Here is a 16,933-nt window from a genome sequence, read left to right on the forward strand (position 1 = left end):
GAGGGTCGGAAGGCGTTGGTGTCAGGCAGCAAGGACCGCGACTGCGGCCCTCTCGCCTGAAACCACGGCCGCTTCCATTCCAGGTTTGTCGAACGCGTTGTGTTCGCCGCCAAAGTGGATGCGGCCCAACCGCTTGCCGCTCCACTCAACGGTCTCGGCCACTCGGCCGGGTGCGATCTCCGAGAATGCGCCGTCAGCGAAACGGTCCGAGCCCCAGCCGCGCGTCGCGAGCGGCTCCAGCGCGCCCGCACTGGCCGGGCGCAGGCGAGCCATCTGGTCCATCGCCCACTGCATGCGCGCTTCCGGTGCGAGGCGATCGGCGGCATCCGCAGCGTCACCGTTGAGCCAGACGATCAGGCGCTGGACGGTGCCGGCGCTGTCCGGCACGGCCATGACGCGCTGCAGCGGGCCGTCGTTCCACATGTTCATCGGCAGGCCGTCGGTCTCCCAGAAGGGTCGCGTCGGATGGAAATGCATGGTCGTGACCGAATTGCTGCGCCGGGCCGCCCATACCGCGGACTGCGCCGCCGGTGGCAGGGGATCGATCCGGATCCGGCTCAGCGGTCCGCTCGGCACGGTCATCACCACGCGGTCGCCACGGAAGCGGCGGCCGTCCTTGCACCGCACCTCGATACCACGCGCGTTCTGCTCTACCGCCAGCACTTCCATGCCCAGCAACGGCGCATTGTCCAGCGCGGCGGCCATCGCCTCGGGCAAAGCCTGGCTGCCCTTGGTGACCCAGCCGGGAGGTGCGCGCGGGCCGTCCTTGAGTTCGGCGCCACGACGCAGCGCATCCAGCGCACTGATGGTGCGCAGCGAGGTGTAACTGTCGGCCACGTCCATCCAGTCCAGCGCCTGGGCCGACCAGCCCTGCGCGGAGAGATGGTCGCGCAGCGGAATGTCGAGCGCGAGATTGGACGGATCATCCCAGCCAGCAAGTTGATCCAGGGCAATGTCGTTCATGGCCACGCGAAGCAGGTCGGTCGGTGCCAGCGCGTGCTCACGTCCCTGGAGGATATTGAGGGGGCTGTCCGTCCACTCCGCACTGGAAACGCTGCCGTCCGGGAAGATCAGTGCGGTCGGCAACGGCCGGCCGTCCGGCCCCATCATTTTGATGTCCGGCGGAGCGATCTCAATACCGACCCGCTTGGCGTGCGCGTGTACACGCTCGTAGCCGGCACCGACCTGGACGCCGCCGACCTCGAAGCGCAAGCCATTGCTCTCGATGGTGTTGAGGCGACCGCCAATGCGGTTGTTGGCCTCCAACACGGTCACCCGTGCGCCCGCGTCCTGCAATGCCTGTGCCGCAGCCAGTCCGGCCAGGCCGGCACCGATCACGATGACATCGCTGCGTCGCTCGCCGGCGACGGGCGTCCTGGGCGCCGACGCGCATCCCAGGACGCCGAGCATCGCGGCACCTGCCGTGCCCTTGAGGAAATGTCTTCTGTCCATGCTAACCCGCCTTTCAGAATCAAAAAAACCGGCGCCGCCCGTGACCGCGATCACGGGCGTGCGCCGGGTGGTGTGGCTCAGAACTTGTAGCTGATTTCCACGCCGTACATCCGCGGGCGTGGCGCACTGACGGCGAAGTCGGTGCGGTTGGTGACCTGCAACCCGGTCGCCGGCGGCACTGCCGGGACGGCAATGAATGCTTCGGGGTCCAGGTAGCGGGTGATGTCCTCGGCGGTGTTGTCGTTGAACGCGTTGTTGACGTAGGCCGTCACGCGCCAGCTGTCGTTGGGCGACAGGCCGAAGCGGAAGTTCGCGGTGGTCGACGCGCCGGTGTTGGCCAGGTTGGCGATGTCCCAACGCTTGCCTTCGTAGCTCACGTCTCCGTTGGCCATCCAGCTCCAGCCGTTGGCCATCTGGCCTTCGTACAGCAGACCGACGGCGGCCTTGTTCTTGGGTACCCGCGGCAACATCTTGCCGGCCGATGAACCTTCCGGGCTGTCGGGCAGGCAGAACGCCTGCTCACAGATCAGGTCGGCCTGGCCCTGGCTGAAGAACTTGCGGATTTCCGCGTCGGTGTAGGCGTAGGACATCGTGGCCAGCCAGCCGGGTGCGAACGCCCACTGCGACTCGAGCTCGAGGCCACGGATGCGCGACTCACCGATGTTGGAGGTATACGACGTGTTGAAGTACTGGCCGTTGACGAGGCGGGCGGGGCCACCCTCGGTCAGCTGCTGGTTGGTCCAGTCGATCCAGAACACACTGGTGTTGAGCAGCAGGCGTCCCTCATCCCAACTGCTCTTGATGCCCAGCTCGTAGTTCCACGCCGTCTCCTCGTCGAAGGTGTCAAAGCCGCGTGCGATGAGCTCGTCACGCGACTCATCGGTGAAGTCTGCGCGCTGGATATCCAGGTTGAATCCACCCGGCTTGGTGCCCTTGGATGCCAGGCCGAAGACGTGGATGTTGTCGCGCCACTGGTAGCCCAACGTCACGCGCGGGGTGAAGCTGGTCAGTGAGTTGCTCAGCGAGTAGGGACGGCTGACGATCGTCGGGACGCCAGCGATCACGATGCTGCGAGTGTCCACCGCAGCCTTGGTCAGCTCGTCCTTGGCATAGCGTCCTTCCAGCGACGCGGTCCACTGGTCGTTGATCTCCCAGTTGACGAAGCCGTAGAGCGCCTTGTTGACGGTGCTGCCCTGCGGGTTGGTCGGGTTGGCAACCGGCGGTGGCGATGTCACGCCAGGCACGAGCCCGAAGCCGGCCAGGTCGCCGGAGTATCCCGGCCCGCCGCTGAGGTGGTAGTAGTACGCGCCGAACGTGGCGTAGACCGGCTTTTCAAGGTCGGTGGTGACTCGCAGGTCCTGCGAGTAGTCGGTGGTCTGGCTTTTGCCGAAGGTTTCGAACGCGCCACCGAAGCCACGGATGCCGCTGTAGTCCTGGTCGGTGGCGACCTTGGACTCGGTCTCGTTGTACGCCGAGGTGGAGGTCAGCAGCCAGTTGTTGGGGAAGTAGTAGTTCGCGACCAGGCTGGTGCGCAGCTTGCGGTTCTTGTTGCCCGCCGGATAACCCGCGGCCGCCAGGCTGGGCGTGTTGATCGGGAAGTTCTCGGGAGTCTTGAGCGTTCCGCAGAAATACCCGCGGCGGCGGGTGCTGGAAATCGGGAACCCCGCACCGGGCAGCGTCGCCCCGGTGTACTCGGGCAGGTAGCAGTTCGCCGCATCTGCGCCCAGGCGCGAGATCGGATAGAACTCGTCGTCGGTTTTCTGGAACATCACCCGGCCGAGCAGCTCCAGGTTGTTGGTCGCGCTCCACACCAGCGAGCCCATCATGCCGGTGGTCTCGTTGCCGCCCAGGTCCTTGGTGCCGGAAATCGGATTGTAGAAGATGCTGTCGTTGCCACGGTGGACGAAGCTGAGGTCATAGCCCACCGCGCCGTCGGCGGCGGTGTTGGAATAGGAGCCGACGTACTTGTACTGGCCGTGGTTGCCGCCGCCGACGGTGAGCTTGCCGCCCTGGTTGGTACCCGGACGCTTGGTGATGAAGTTCACCGCGCCGGAGAACGTGCGGCGACCGAAGGCAGCCGACTGGGGACCACGGATCACTTCCACGCGGTCCAGGCTTTCCAGCCCGTAGCCGGAGATGTCGCCGTCGACAAAAATGCCGTCGATGAAGAACGAGGCGTTCGGCTCGCCCTGGATGTTGGACATGCCGCGGATCACGGGGCGGTCGAAGCTGCGTCCGAATGCCGAACGGAACGAAAAGCCGGGGGTGAACGCGGCAATGTCGCGCACGTCCTCAAAGCCCTTCTCCTCAATCGTCTCGGCGGATACTGCCGTGATCGGAATCGGAATGGACTGCAGCGATTCGGAAACACCGCGTGCGGTCACGGTGACAGTATCAAGCTGGGTGGCGCTGGAATCGTATTCCGATGGTGCGGCGGCCGGCGGTGCCTGGTCGGCGGGCTGTGGCGGTGCCTGCTGGGCAACGGCCCGCGGCGCGGCAACGAACAAGGTGGCCGCAATGCAGGCGCTCAGCAATTTAGGGCGGAGGGTAATCATTAAAAAAACTCCGAATGGATCTGGTTTTGGTTGTGGATTCAGGCTGCCAGAACGGCAGCCGCTGCGCGTTCGCCGGACACGACCGCGGCTTCCATGCCGGGTTTGTCGAACGCGTTGTGTTCGCCGCCAAAGTGGATGCGTCCGAAACGCTTTCCACTCCATTGCACGGTGTCGGCCACCCGGCCGGGAGCGATTTCAGAGAAGGCACCGTCGGCAAAACGGTCAGAGCCCCAGCTACGCGTGGCCAGCGGTTCCAGAGCACCGGCGCTGGACGGCCGCAGCCGAGCCAGTTCGCCCATCGCCCACTGCATACGCGCATCTGGGGCCATGCGGTCGACGCGATTGGCAGCATCGCCGTTGAGCCAGACTATCAGGCGCTGAATGGTGCCTTCGGTATCGGGAACGGCCATGACTCGCTGAAGCGGTCCGTCGTTCCACATGTTCATGGGCAATCCATCCAATTCCCAGAATGGCTTGGTTGGATGGAGATGGATGGTCGTGATTGAATTGCTGCGTCGGTTGGCCCACACCTCAGTCTGTACCTGGGGAGGCGCGGGGGTGAACCGGATACGACTGAGTGGGCCACTCGGGACGGTGATGACCACATGATCGGCACGGAACCGCTGTCCATTGCTGCAACCCACCTCGATTCCACGGGCATTTTGTTCCACCGCGATGACCTCCATACCGAGGAGCGGCGTGGATTGGAGGGCTTCAGCCATTGCTTCGGGTAGCGCTTGGCTTCCCCGGGTGACCCACCCGGCGCCGGGCGTACTGGCGGCGCGATTTTCTGACGGCCGGGAACCCTGTTGGCGAGCCAAATGCTCAGCCTGACGTCGCAGAGCGTCCAAAGCACTGATCGTCCTAAGTGAGGTGTAGCTGTCCGCCACGTCCATCCAGTCCAACGCCTGCGAAGACCAGCCCCTCGACGAGAGGAAGTCGCGTAAGGGGATGTCCATTTCCAGATTCGCAGGGTCGTCCCAGCCAGCGATCGTCTTCAATGCGACCTCATTCATGGCCGTCCTCAGTAGATTGGGAGGCGCAATGGTGTGTTCGCGACCCTGTAGAGGGTTGAGTGGGCTTGAGATCCAGTTCGCGCTGGAGACAATCTGACCGGCATGTATCAACGCAGTGGGTAACGGCCTGCCGTCTGGCCCCATCAGGTTAATGGCGGGTGGAGCGATCTCAATGCCAACCCGATCCGCATGCGCATGCACACGCTCGTACGCGTCGCCAACCTGAACGCCCCCGACCTCAAAACGCAAGCCGTTGCGCTCAATTGTGTTCAGCCTGCCTCCAATACGGTTGTTACCCTCCAATACCGTTACTCGCGCTCCGGAATCCTCCAATTTCTGCGCGGCGGCCAGCCCTGCAAGACCAGCACCGATCACGATGATATCGCTGCCGCGCTCACCGCCCAAGCGAGAGTTGGGTAGCCCTGCGCACCCCAACAGGCCCAGCGCCGTGGCTCCCGCGCTTGCCTTCAGAAAACGTCGTCTATCCATAATGTCCATCCCGAAGCTCGATTCAAGATTTCGCGTCACTTCAGAAGCGGTAACGGACTTCCACGCCCCACATCCGAGGCTGGCGAGCCGTGACCGTGAAGTCGCGGTAGTTGGTGCGCTGATAGCCATCATCCGGCGGCAGCGCCGGGATATACAACGCCGCGATTGGATCCACTGTCCTCTGGGTGCCTTCTGCAGCGGTCTCGTTGAACGCATTGTTCACATAGGCACTGATTCGCCAGTTCTCACTCGGGTCGACACTAGCCCGGAATTGTGCAGTTGTAGACGCCGGGAGCCTGAGCAGGTTGTGGATCTGTACGTAACGCGGTCCCTGGTAAGAAACGTCGCCGTTGACGTTCCACCCCCAGCCGTTGGCTAACTGACCTTCATACATCAGACCCACTGCAAAGGTGTTTCGGGAAACAAGCGGCAACTGGTTGCCCTTCGCATTGGCAATGGGATTATCAAGGGTGGCGTATGGACCGTCGCTCAGAAGATCGGCGTGATCTTGGTCGGCAAAGTTGAGTATTTCAGCATCAATGAAAGAGTAAGCCAAAGTTCCTAGCCACCCCTCGGCAAATGCCCACTGTGATTCCAGTTCGAAGCCGCGGTTGCGAGACTTGCCGACGTTCATGATGTAGGACTCGTTGACAATGTCGCCGTTAATCAATGGTGTCGCACGTGTCTCGGTCAGCTGCTGGTCTATCCAATCGATGAAATAGACGCTTGCGTTGACGCGGAGTCTGTTGTCCAGCCAATCACTCTTCAATCCCAATTCATAGTTCCAAGCGGACTCCTCGTCATAGGTAAACCGTCCTTCTCCCTCGATCTTGGCACGCTCTTCGTCTGAAATACCCGCACGCTGGGAAACGATGTTGAACCCACCCGGCTTGTTACCGCGTGCTGCCATGCCATAGACCCGGACGTTGTCGCGCCACTGATACCCCAAGGTAACCCGGGGAGTGAAGTTGGTGAAGGAGTCCGATAGCGCGTATTCGTTGGTGAGGATCTGAGGCACTCCATCGAAGTTGAGTCGCTTACTATCCACACCTGCCACGCTGATTTCATCGGTCGCGTAGCGTCCTTCGAATGACGCGGTCCAGCGATCATTGATATCCCAATTCACTAGGCCGTAGATCGACTTGTTCGCTACCTGGCCCTGCGGATGATTCGGAATGAGACTGTAGGGTCCCGGTGGGACATCGGGGACAAGTGCAAAACCGGAGAGGTCTCCCGACGCTCCCGGACCGGACTTTTGCTGGTAATAATGCACACCCACCGCAGCGTAAATCGGTTTCTCCAGATCTGTGGTCAGACGAAGGTCCTGCGACCAGTCTCGGCCGCGGCTTTGGCTGATGGTTTCAAATGCGCCTCCTAACCCCCGAACGCCGCTGCCGTCTTGATCAATAGCGGAGAAATTTTTCTGCTGGTTGTAGGCACTGGTAGATTGCAAGGTCCAGTAGTTGGGGAAGTGGTACTCAGCCACCAGGCTCGTCCGCACCCTATCGCTATTTGACCCGGCCGGGTATCCAGCCAATTCAAAAGCAGGTGTGTTGATCGAGACTTGCGTTGGAGCTTTGACGGTGCCGCAGATATACCCTTTTCGCCGGTTGTCAGAAACCGGCACGCCTCCAATCGTATTGCCGTTCAGGTCGGGAAGGTAGCAATTAAGCGCTGAGCTCCCGATCCGTGTCGCCGGTGCCGGGTCATCCTTCGTACGGAGTTTAGACACTCGAGCCGTGACATTGAAATCAGGCGTTGCACGCCAGATCGCTGACGCCATGATTCCGGTAGTTTCAAAGCCTCCGATATCCTTCTTTCCGGAAACTGGATTGTAGAAGGTGTTGTCGTGACCTCGATGCAGAAAGCTCACGTCATATCCTACTGCTCCGTCCGCGGCCGTATTGGAGTATCTACCACTGTACTTGTATTGACCGTGCGAACCCCCACCGAATGTCAGGGTGCCTCCAGGATTGCTGCCTGGGATCTGCGTGATGAAATTGACAGCGCCCGAAAAGGTTTGCCGCCCAAACATTGCAGCCTGCGGACCACGGATGACTTCGACCCGATCGAGGTTTTCCACACCGTAGTCTGCAATGCTGCCGTCGGTGTAGATGCCATCGATAAAGAAGGCCGCATTTGGATTACCGCGGATGTTGGACATACCCCGGATGACAATCTGCTGGTCGGACCGGCCGTAGCGTGAATTGTGATACGTGAATCCCGGCGAGAAGCTTGCAATATCGCTGATATCCTCGAATCCCTTATTTTCTATCATGGTTCGAGTAACTGCAGTAATAGGCAACGGCATCGCCTGAAGTGGCTCCTCGATGCCCCGGGCGGTGACACTCACGGACTCGAGGTTGACTGCTGTCTTACTGGACTGGGAGTCTTTTTCCGCTCGCTCAGACAAGACTGGATTTGGTGGCGCAGGAGTTGATGTCTCTTGCGCTTGGACAAAGGACCCGGCCGCCATCAGTCCAATCGCAATCGAAATGCTCAGTAAGTTGGGCTTAGCTATCATGAATACTCCGGTGGTTGGCGTAAGTCGGAACAGGGCTCGTAGACGAGAAATTCGTGTTCTGAAGGGTGATGACTAGTCTTTTTTGGCTGTGGTGCCCTCGTGCTGGCGCTCATGCAACTGCTTGTAAAGCGTCCAACTGGTCATGTTCGGCTCGACCCACTCCCTGGGTGCGGTCGCGTACTCCGGGTAGGTGCTACGCACGCGCTCCTGGATATCCGCTGGAAGCGCGGAAATCGAGGCCTTCTTGTTTCCCTGGGCGATGTAGAGGAGATTTCCGGGCGCTTGGCCCATCTCCATCCACGGCAGCCATGGGCCAATCCGGGTCCAGCCGTAGCTCACATCCGCCTGGCTCCGGGCGGGATCTTCCATCTGCACGCGTGGCACGAAGAACATGAAATGCTCCGATCCGGTGTACATCTCGCCCGAGGACTGCTTGGGGAAGTCCTTCGGCGGCAACGGGTTGGGATAGGTCAGCGGAATGTTCATCGTGAACATCAGCTCGTCGCCAGCTTCAACCCATGGCAGCGTGGACGGCCGGCCCGGCGGGTTGAGGGTCTGGTTGACGGGGTCATTGGCGACCTGCAGGACGCTGTTGCGTTCGCCGGTCATTGGGTTGTCCCACTCGTCGATGATCTTGCCGGTCTTGAGGTCGCGATAGAACGTCAGTTCGCGGGTCAGCATCCGCCACACCCCGTCGGCCTGCTTCTCCGCCCGGCAGATGTTGTAACCCTCGAAACCAAGAAGCGCCGACGGCGCTTTTTGCGGCAATTGCGCGAAAACCGTGCCCGACCACCACAGGATCACGTCCTCGTCCTGGTCGAGCGAACAGCGCATCTTGACCAGCGCTGCGACATTGCCGGCGTCGGTGCTCAGGTCGAGCGCGGGACCGGCTGCCTGGGCAGCGGCGGTGGGAGCAAAGGCACTTGTCGCAATGGCCAGCACGGAGAACAGTCGCAACATGCAATTACCTCTTGGCGGGTGGGATTGGGGCGGCGCCGCGAGGGCTGCCACCACGGTCGAAAACAGGGGCTTGAACATGAATACGGCTTGACCAGCACCCCTGAGATGACCTATAGCTATATCATTAGTTCATGATTGTCCAGTCATTTGCATTTCGACAATCCCGATGCACCGAAACTGAATGGAGCAAACCATGTCCCAGCAAGCCCTTCCCCCGAGCTGGCAGCACGTAGGTCGCCATGACGTGTTTCCGCAAAGCGGCCACGACGACACCGCGCGGTTCGATTTTCTCGCCAACATGAACGGATACCTCTCCACGAAGCTGAGCCCGAAGGTCCGCGTCGCGTATGAGAAGCGCGTCAAACCGGCCTTCGAGCAGGCCCAGGGACGCGCGCCAGAGACCCGTCACGAAGTACGCAAGGCGATGGTCGGCGATCCGATCTACCAGACCTGGAGCGCGCTTCGCCGCAACACGATGGAGATGCGCCAGCAAGCCGGACGCGGGATGGTGTTGCGCCAGCTCGCGCCGCTGGTCGACAAGGCCCGCGAGCTCAACGAGGGCGCGGAGACGCTGCAGCTCGATCCCGCAGTCAAGGTCCCCCGCCACGTCAGCGCCGTGGACATCCATTGCATGCCCGGCGGTTACCACACCGAATTGGTCGACGATGACATCTCGGCGGGCGCCAACTATGACGCGGGCATCTTCGCCACCACCGGGGGCATGCTGGGGCGTTACAACGACGGCGGTGGCCAGGCGTTGGCACAGTGGCTGAAGAAGGAACACCCGGACTTCAAGCCGCGCCGGATCCTGGATCTGGGCTGCACGGTCGGCCACAACGTGGTGCCGCTGGCGCAGGCGTTCCCCGACGCCGAAGTGATCGCGGTCGACGTGGCCGCGCCGATGCTGCGCTACGCCCATGCGCGCGCCCAGTCGATGGGCGTGAAAAACCTCACCTTCCGCCAGGCGGATGCCGAGTCACTGGACTACCCCGACGGCCACTTCGACCTCATCAGCACGGCGATGTTCTGGCACGAGAGCTCGGCCAAGTCGATGCCCAGGACCCTGAAGGAAGTGCATCGCCTCCTCGCCGATGGCGGCCTGTCGGCCAACTTGGAACAGCCGCAGTACCACGGCATGGACCCCTACGAGGCGTTCGTGCGCGACTGGGATGCCTACAACAACAACGAGCCCTTCTGGAGCGTCATGCACGAGTACGACCTGCGCAAGATGATGGTCGCGGCCGGATTTGACGACAGCAAGTACTTCGAGACCACGGTCGCCGGCGTGGTTGATCGCAGCATTTTCCCGGAGGCCAGCAACGACGGCGAGGACTACGGCCGGGCCGCCTTGTGGACCATGTTTGGAGCGTGGAAATGAGCGCACTGCCCGAGATCGACGACCTTGATCCGATCACCCTTGCCGGCACGCGGCCGAAAGGAAAGCGTCCCTACTTCTTCCAGGACCCGGACGTGGAGCGTGTGCTCTCCATCGCGATGGTGATCGCGATGGAGCATGCCGTGACCCGGCAGCGACTGGACGCGCTGGAGCGTCTGATCGAGTCCAAGGGCGTGGCAACCCGCGCCGAGCTGGACCAGTTCCAGCCTGACGCCGACGCCGAAGCCGAGCGCACCACCTGGATGCAGGCCTACATCGCCCGCGTGTTGCGCATCGTGCAGCAGGAAACCGAAGCGCTGGAAAGCGGCACCAAGGAGCCGCCGCTGGCCGACCTGATCGCGCAGATGCGTGACGACCACTGACCCACGGATCCCTGGAGCGGCGCGCCCGCGCGTGCTTCGTTGCATCCCCACCCGTGACCAAGGAACAAGAATGATCGACCTGAAAATGCACATGCCATCGCTTGCCCGCCACGAGGGCGTCTGGGACGGCATGTACCGCTACTACGATCCGGAAGGCAACAAGACCGACGAGCACGCTTCGCGCCTGATCTGCCGCATCACCGGCAATGATGACGCGCCGTACCACCAGACCAATAACTACAGCTGGGCCGACGGCCGCACCGAGATCCGCGACTTCAAGACCACCTACTCGTTTGGCCGGATCATCTTCGACAACGATCTGATCTACGGCTGGTGTACGCAGATCCCCGAGGACGACTTCCACCGCACCCTGATGCTGTATTGGCAGCGCAAGGGCGAGGAAGGTCTGGAGCTGTACGAGATGATCCAGTTGTCGGACTGCGGCAACCTGCGCAACCGCATCTGGCACTGGTACAGGAAGGGCGTGCTGGTCCAGCGGACCCTGATTGACGAGAAGCGCGTCAGCCATAACTGGAAGCAGATCACCGGCAACAGCTTTGCCGGCGAGGCACTGGAAGCCTGATCGATACGTAGTGGCACCATCCCTCCCCGGCGCCGCCCCTGATGGGCGGTGCCCCTGAGTAGAGATCAGATATGTCCCATGCCCCGTTGAAGCTCCTCACCCTGGCGATCGCTCTTTCCACCGCGGGTGCACATGCCGCCACGCTTGTCGAAAAGGACGGCAGTTATGCGCAGGTCCCGCTGGAAAAGGACAAGGTCGTTATCAAGGTCGTGCAGAACCTGACCAAAAACCTGCAGGATTTCCCCACGATCCAGGAAGGCCTGGCGCACAATCTGGCGCAGATGACGGACCTGACCCAACGCGCCTGCACCCAGGGCAAGAAACCCGACTTCATCCTGTTCAACGAGTTCCCGCTGACCGGCTACTCGGATGGCAAGCGCGAAGACAAGCTCAAGTCCACCATCACCATCCCGGGGCCGGAGACCGAAGCGTTGGGCAACCTTGCCAAGGACTGCGACACCTACATCATCTTTGGCAGCTACGCGCGCGATGACGCCTGGCCTGGCCACATACTGAGCTTGAACGCGGTGATCGGCCGCGACGGCAAGGTGGCGGAAAAGTTCTGGAAGACGCGCAACGTCAAGAACTACCAGCCGGGCATGGAGATCCCGACCACGACGATCGAGAATGTCTACGACCGCTACGTGGCCATGTACGGCGAAGAAGAACTGTTCCCGGTGCTGCGTACCGAATACGGCAATATCGCTGTCAGCACGGTCCAGCGCGACACCATGGTCTACAACGCGTTCGCCATGCGCGGCGTGGAGATCATGTTCCGCACCGCCACGCTGTTCTCGAAGCTGGACGTGATGGCCACCGCGAGCTTCAACAATTTCTATTCCGCGATGTCCAATATCAATTTCCCGGCCGACAGCGAGTGGGCCAGCATGGGCGGCGGCTCGCTCATCGTGAGTCCGCGTGGCGAGGTACTGGCCGAGGATCCGAGCAACAACGAAGGAATCATCGAGGCGGAGATCGACATCGCGAAGTTCCGCGAAGGCCGCAAGATCCCGCCCTACCCGGTGGAAATTACCCGCCCGGTATTCGAGCAGTACCAGCAGGCGTTCCCGCTCAACCACCTGGACGTGCCAATCGACCAGCTGCCTGACGACGGCGCGGAAATGAAAAAGCTGATGGACAGGGTCAGCCGCTGGAATACACGCGAATAGTCGCCTGGACCTTCGCGCGGGCCGGCTCACCCCGCCCCGCGCATCCTTCCCCGCCTCCGACCGAGAACAAACTCCTATGACCAATGCACGACGCAAGTTTTTGATGAGTACAGCCAGCCTTGCTGCAATTGGGGCTCTCGGCCCGGGCGCTTTAGGGCCCGGAGGCCGCGCACGGGCCGCAACTACTGAAATGCTCGCCGGGAGCAGCTCGGACGAGCTGAGCATGCAAACCGACGGAACATACGACTCCGTCGAGCTGGCCAAGCCAGCTTGGACGCTAGCCCTCGCCCAAACCCGGGTTCACAGCTTCGACGCCAAAGACACCAAGACTGCGCTCAAGCGCAATCTAGACCACATGCTGCAGTCGATTGACCGGTCGTTCTACTACGGCGCCAAGCCCGACCTTCTTCAGTTCCATGAGTTCCCGCTGCAGGGCTGGCGCAAATGGACCCGAAAGGAGGTCAATCAACTCTCCATTGAAATGCCGGGCCCCGAAACCGAAGCCATCGCCAAGAAGTGTCGCGAGTACGACACGTGGATCGTATTTGGGGCTTACGTGAAAGATCCCGACTGGCCGGACCACGTGCTCTCGCTCACCACGATCATGAACAACAAGGGCGAGATCGTCGATAAGCATTGGAAGCAACGCAATATCAAGGGTGTCTTTCCCGACTTTGAGCTCTTCACTACAACGGTTTATGACGTGCTCGACCAGTTCGTGGAAATGTATGGCCGCGACGCTGTTATCCCGGTCACCCGTACACCGCTGGGCAATATCTCTACCAGTTCTTCACAGCGCGAACCTGAACTGTTCCGGGCGGCAGCAATAAAGGGCGCAGAGATATTCCTTCGCACCGCTTCGGGAAACTTTTCTCAGTTGGATATTCGAGCGTGTGCGATGTACAACGGCGTTTACAGTTCAATCGTCAATAACGCAGTGTCGCCCGATAACGGTCCGTTTTTCGATAATCCAGGCGGATCAGGCGGTGCCGCAATATACGGTCCCAGTGGCGAGGCCGTCGCCGAGGCACGGGGTATTCACGAGCAACTGGTAACAGGCAGAATCGCGATGGCGGAGCTGCGTGCACGCAACCGTCAGCCGGTGATGCACATGGAGCTCTACGACGACGTCTACGCCAGGTACGTGAGCAAATACCCGCCCAACCTCTGGTCGGAATACGTGCCGACTTCATTAGAAGATGCAGGGCAGTACGTGCAGGGCAAGTCTCGCTGGAAGTAGGCTGTGGCGATGGCTGAGCCGGAATGCATTCCGCGCTCAGCGACGCAGGAAACACACAGCTGACGTCCATTGCCAGCGTTTTTTGTGTAGTTGACGGTTAAAGAAAAACTCATGGCTACTCCGGACGCAGCGAGCGAAAATCAGCTGAAAGGTGTGGGCGGCCGCGCGGAAACCGTAGCGGATATACGTGCCGGGTTAGTGGCCGGCTGGCATCACCGCGGCATATGTCGCCGGCGAGTGATCGGCGGCTGCGACGGCGCCCTGAGCGGCTTGCGCTGTTCCCCCATGGAACGCCGGGATCTACTGCCCGCCGCGGACGCGCAACGTCAGGCCCTTGAGGAAGTTGCGCAGCAGCTGGTCGCCGCACAGGCGGAAGTGCTTGTGCCCGGGTTGGCGGAACAGCGCGGTCAGCTCCGGCTTGGAGATCGGAAAGCCGGAGCTGGCGAAGATCTCGTGCATGTCCACGTCCTTCAGCTCGAAGGCGACCCGCAGCTTCTTCAGCACCACGTTGTTGGTGACCCGCTTCTCCACAGGCCGCGGTGGCCGGGTCTCGTCGACACCGCGGTAGTGCAGCACCAGTCCGTCCAGCACGTGGGCGAGGATGCGGTCGGTGCAGGCGACGAAGCCCTCCTCTTCCTCCCGCTTGAGCAGCGCCGGTACATCATCCTTGTCGAGCGGGAACTCCGGATCGGCGAGTTTCGCCAGGTCCACCACCATGCCGTCACTGAGATCGAGCATGTAGCGGATGCTGCGTAATACGTCGTTGTTGATCATGCGGTGATTTTCGCACCAAACCTGCCCTTGTGGCGGGCTGCTACGGAACCTCTTGCATCCCAATCTCCGCCAGTACCTCGGCGGTGGATTCCCCCGGGCCATCCAGATGCGGATTGATCCGCCCCGGTTCGTTGGCAAAGCGGATCGGGATACCCAGGTGGGTGCCGCCGTCCGGGGCGGTCCAGACCATCTCGCGCGCTTGCGTGTGCGGATCGTTGAAGGCCTCCGTCAGGGTCTTCACCGGCGCCCAGCAGACGTCCAGCGGTTCGAGGACGGCGATCCATTCGACGAGCGTGCGGGTAGCAAACGTTTCGGCGAGGAAGGCCTTGACCGGGTCCTGACCCGGGCCGGGCGGCAGGTAACACAACGGTGCGAGGTCCGATCGATCCAGCGCGCCCAGCAGGTTGTCAGCAAACTTGTGTTCCGCGCCGCCCAGCGCCAGCCAGCGATCATCCTTGCAGCGGTACAGGCGGTACAACGCGTTGCCGCCCCAGCTGCGCTCGTGCTTGACCACCGGGTCGCGCTGCTCGGCAAACGGCGGACCCAACACGTTGGGCAGCCAGGCCATCAGCGCATCCTGCATGGACAGGTCGATGTAGTCGCCCTGCCCGGTCTTCTCGCGGCGGTACAGCACCATGAGGATAGCCGACAGTGCCATCAGCGAGCCCGCCATGTCGGCTACCGGCATGTGCGGAGACGCGGGCGAGCCATCGGGACCCAGATTCAGGCTGACAACACCGCTGTCGGCCTGCATCGCCAGATCGTGCGCGGGCCGCTGCACCTTCGGCCCGGTCTGGCCGTAGGCGCTGATGGAGCAGTAGACGATGGCCGGGTTGAGCGCGCGACAGCGCTCGTAGTCGATGCCCAGGCGCTGGGCGACGCCGGGGCGGAAGGCCTCCACCACCACGTCGGAGCGCTCTACCAGTCGCGCGAACGCCTGCTGGCCCGCTTCGCTTTTCAGGTCCAGCACGATGCAGCGTTTGCCGCGATGGGTATTGCGGAACCAGGTCGATACGCCGGCCTGTTTCAGGCCGACCTCGCGCACCGGCTCGCCGCCCGGCGGCTCGACCTTGATCACGTCCGCGCCGTGGTCGGCCATCATCATCGTCAGATGCGGGCCGGGCAGGAACAGCGACAGGTCGAGGACGCGCACGCCTTCCAGTTTCATCTGCCACTCCATCGAGGGGGGCGCATGCGCGCCGGTCGGTTATGGATCAACGGCCTTCAGACCACGCCCTGCCCGACCAGTCGCGCGCGGTCCTCGACGCTGTAGCCCAGCTCGGCCAACAGTGCATCGGCATCCGCGCTCAGCGGCGGGCAGGCGACCCCGTCCAGGCGCTGGCCATCGAGCTTGATCGGATTGCGTAGCATCCGCTGTGCACCCTGGGGATGCTCCACCGACTGCAGCATGCCGATGCGCTCCACGTAGGGGTTGTCCAGCGCCTGGGCGATGTCGAACACCGGCGCGATCGGGATCTTGCCGGCAAAGCGCTCGGTCCAGTACGCGGTGTCGTGCTGCATCAACGCCTCGTCCACCAGCGGCGTCAGCGCCTCGCGGTGCTCGCGGCGGGCCGGGAAGTCGGCGAAGCGCGGATCGGTGCCCAGCTGCGGACGCTCGATGCCGGCGACGAACGTCTGCCAGAACTTCTCCAGCATGCACATCACCATGACCCAGCCATCGCTGGTGCGATACACCTGACACGGGACGGTGGACGGATGCGCGGAGCGCTCCAGACGCGTCGTCTCGTGGCCTTCGTTGAGGTACCAGGTGGCCGGATAGCTGAGCTGGTGCAGCGCGACATCGAACAGGCTCACATCGACATCGCGGCCCTGCCCGCTGCGCATCGCGCCGACCAGCGCGGCCAGCAACCCCATCGCCATCGTGGTGCCGGTCATGAAGTCGACCATCGACAGACCGAAACGCGCCGGCGGCTGGCCGGGCTCGCCGGTCAACGACATGAAACCCGCCTCGGCCTGCATCAGGTAGTCGTAGCCCGGCCAGGCGGCCCGCTCGTTGTCACGCCCGTAGGCGGACAGATGGGCGCAGACTATCTTCGCGTTGACCTTGCCCAGGGTGTCGTAGTCCAGCCCCAGTTTGGCCGGCTGGTCACCGCGCAGGTTGTTGAGTACCGCATCGGCGGTGCCGACCAGCTTCTCGAACACCTCGCGGCCTTCGGCGCTCTTCAGATTCAAACGCAGCGAGTGCTTGTTGAGGTTGAAGGTCTGGAAGAACTGGCTGTCGCCCTCGCCCAGGAAGTACGGGCCGGTAGACCGGGAAACGTCACCGCCCGGGGGCGACTCGATCTTGATCACTTCCGCGCCCAGGTCCGCCAGGTGCATCGATCCGTACGGCCCGGCGCCGTATTGCTCGACGGCCAGGATGCGTACACCCTTCAGTGGAAGCTCACTCATT

General features: G+C 62.2%; 13 protein-coding genes. 5 read left to right on the plus strand and 8 right to left on the minus strand.

Going from position 1 to position 16,933, the window contains the following annotated elements; all coding sequences use genetic code 11:
• Nucleotides 1-21 precede the first annotated feature (21 nt).
• The 5 genes from INQ42_RS12295 to INQ42_RS12315 form a co-directional block, all read right to left on the minus strand.
• Nucleotides 22-1,452, minus strand: a complete 1,431-nt coding sequence (locus INQ42_RS12295; RefSeq protein WP_194035898.1) for a flavin monoamine oxidase family protein — start codon at nt 1,450-1,452, stop codon at nt 22-24.
• 77 nt (nt 1,453-1,529) lie between these two features.
• Entirely contained in the window at nt 1,530-4,007 is a 2,478-nt protein-coding gene (locus tag INQ42_RS12300; RefSeq protein ID WP_194034516.1) for a TonB-dependent receptor, read from the minus strand.
• Nucleotides 4,008-4,045: 38 nt separating this feature from the next.
• Nucleotides 4,046-5,521: an FAD-dependent oxidoreductase gene (locus INQ42_RS12305; protein ID WP_194034517.1), complete on the minus strand. Its 1,476-nt coding sequence runs from the start codon at nt 5,519-5,521 to the stop codon at nt 4,046-4,048.
• A gap of 31 nt (nt 5,522-5,552) precedes the next feature.
• The gene (locus tag INQ42_RS12310; protein WP_194034518.1) at nt 5,553-8,036 is read right to left on the minus strand and encodes a TonB-dependent receptor; all 2,484 of its coding nucleotides are present in this window, start codon (nt 8,034-8,036) and stop codon (nt 5,553-5,555) included.
• 72 nt (nt 8,037-8,108) lie between these two features.
• Nucleotides 8,109-8,996, minus strand: coding sequence for a DUF1838 family protein (locus INQ42_RS12315; protein WP_194034519.1), 888 nt, complete (start codon nt 8,994-8,996; stop codon nt 8,109-8,111).
• Between the two features lie 193 nt (nt 8,997-9,189).
• Between INQ42_RS12315 and INQ42_RS12320 the strand changes: the two genes are divergently transcribed.
• The 5 genes from INQ42_RS12320 to INQ42_RS12340 all read left to right on the plus strand — a co-directional run bounded on the left by INQ42_RS12320 (nt 9,190) and on the right by INQ42_RS12340 (nt 13,746).
• On the plus strand, nt 9,190-10,374 hold the full coding sequence (locus INQ42_RS12320) for a class I SAM-dependent methyltransferase (RefSeq protein ID WP_194034520.1): 1,185 nt from the start codon (nt 9,190-9,192) through the stop codon (nt 10,372-10,374).
• Entirely contained in the window at nt 10,371-10,754 is a 384-nt protein-coding gene (locus INQ42_RS12325) for a hypothetical protein (protein ID WP_228062530.1), read from the plus strand. The genes INQ42_RS12320 and INQ42_RS12325 overlap by 4 nt, the downstream gene beginning before the upstream one ends.
• A 70-nt stretch (nt 10,755-10,824) precedes the next feature.
• Nucleotides 10,825-11,337 (plus strand): DUF3598 family protein, encoded by a 513-nt coding sequence (locus INQ42_RS12330; RefSeq protein ID WP_194034521.1) that lies wholly within the window; start codon nt 10,825-10,827, stop codon nt 11,335-11,337.
• A 71-nt stretch (nt 11,338-11,408) separates the two neighbouring features.
• Nucleotides 11,409-12,506 carry a nitrilase-related carbon-nitrogen hydrolase gene (locus INQ42_RS12335; protein WP_194034522.1) on the plus strand — a complete coding sequence of 366 codons (1,098 nt, stop codon included), beginning with the start codon at nt 11,409-11,411 and terminating at the stop codon, nt 12,504-12,506.
• A gap of 76 nt (nt 12,507-12,582) precedes the next feature.
• Entirely contained in the window at nt 12,583-13,746 is a 1,164-nt protein-coding gene (locus INQ42_RS12340) for a nitrilase-related carbon-nitrogen hydrolase (RefSeq protein ID WP_228064375.1), read from the plus strand.
• Nucleotides 13,747-14,046: 300 nt separating this feature from the next.
• On the opposite strand, the gene INQ42_RS12345 is transcribed toward INQ42_RS12340, so the two are convergent.
• The 3 genes from INQ42_RS12345 to INQ42_RS12355 are packed head-to-tail and all read right to left on the minus strand — an operon-like array spanning nt 14,047 to nt 16,932.
• The gene (locus INQ42_RS12345) at nt 14,047-14,520 is read right to left on the minus strand and encodes a YehS family protein (protein ID WP_194034524.1); all 474 of its coding nucleotides are present in this window, start codon (nt 14,518-14,520) and stop codon (nt 14,047-14,049) included.
• 40 nt (nt 14,521-14,560) lie between these two features.
• A complete protein-coding gene (locus tag INQ42_RS12350) occupies nt 14,561-15,688 on the minus strand; it encodes a CaiB/BaiF CoA transferase family protein (RefSeq protein WP_194034525.1) in 1,128 nt (375 codons plus the stop codon).
• A 56-nt stretch (nt 15,689-15,744) separates the two neighbouring features.
• Nucleotides 15,745-16,932: a CaiB/BaiF CoA transferase family protein gene (locus INQ42_RS12355; RefSeq protein ID WP_194034526.1), complete on the minus strand. Its 1,188-nt coding sequence runs from the start codon at nt 16,930-16,932 to the stop codon at nt 15,745-15,747.
• Nucleotide 16,933: the final 1 nt, after the last annotated feature.

This window comes from Lysobacter avium (assembly GCF_015209745.1).
Taxonomy (GTDB): domain Bacteria; phylum Pseudomonadota; class Gammaproteobacteria; order Xanthomonadales; family Xanthomonadaceae; genus Novilysobacter; species Novilysobacter avium.

Coding starts and splice junctions, on each gene's coding strand:
- INQ42_RS12295 (WP_194035898.1), bottom strand. CDS start 1,452: ATGGACAGAAGACATTTCCTCAAGGGCACGGCAGGTGCCGCGATGCTC.
- INQ42_RS12300 (WP_194034516.1), bottom strand. CDS start 4,007: ATGATTACCCTCCGCCCTAAATTGCTGAGCGCCTGCATTGCGGCCACC.
- INQ42_RS12305 (WP_194034517.1), bottom strand. CDS start 5,521: ATGGACATTATGGATAGACGACGTTTTCTGAAGGCAAGCGCGGGAGCC.
- INQ42_RS12310 (WP_194034518.1), bottom strand. CDS start 8,036: ATGATAGCTAAGCCCAACTTACTGAGCATTTCGATTGCGATTGGACTG.
- INQ42_RS12315 (WP_194034519.1), bottom strand. CDS start 8,996: ATGTTGCGACTGTTCTCCGTGCTGGCCATTGCGACAAGTGCCTTTGCT.
- INQ42_RS12320 (WP_194034520.1), top strand. CDS start 9,190: ATGTCCCAGCAAGCCCTTCCCCCGAGCTGGCAGCACGTAGGTCGCCAT.
- INQ42_RS12325 (WP_228062530.1), top strand. CDS start 10,371: ATGAGCGCACTGCCCGAGATCGACGACCTTGATCCGATCACCCTTGCC.
- INQ42_RS12330 (WP_194034521.1), top strand. CDS start 10,825: ATGATCGACCTGAAAATGCACATGCCATCGCTTGCCCGCCACGAGGGC.
- INQ42_RS12335 (WP_194034522.1), top strand. CDS start 11,409: ATGTCCCATGCCCCGTTGAAGCTCCTCACCCTGGCGATCGCTCTTTCC.
- INQ42_RS12340 (WP_228064375.1), top strand. CDS start 12,583: ATGACCAATGCACGACGCAAGTTTTTGATGAGTACAGCCAGCCTTGCT.
- INQ42_RS12345 (WP_194034524.1), bottom strand. CDS start 14,520: ATGATCAACAACGACGTATTACGCAGCATCCGCTACATGCTCGATCTC.
- INQ42_RS12350 (WP_194034525.1), bottom strand. CDS start 15,688: ATGAAACTGGAAGGCGTGCGCGTCCTCGACCTGTCGCTGTTCCTGCCC.
- INQ42_RS12355 (WP_194034526.1), bottom strand. CDS start 16,932: ATGAGTGAGCTTCCACTGAAGGGTGTACGCATCCTGGCCGTCGAGCAA.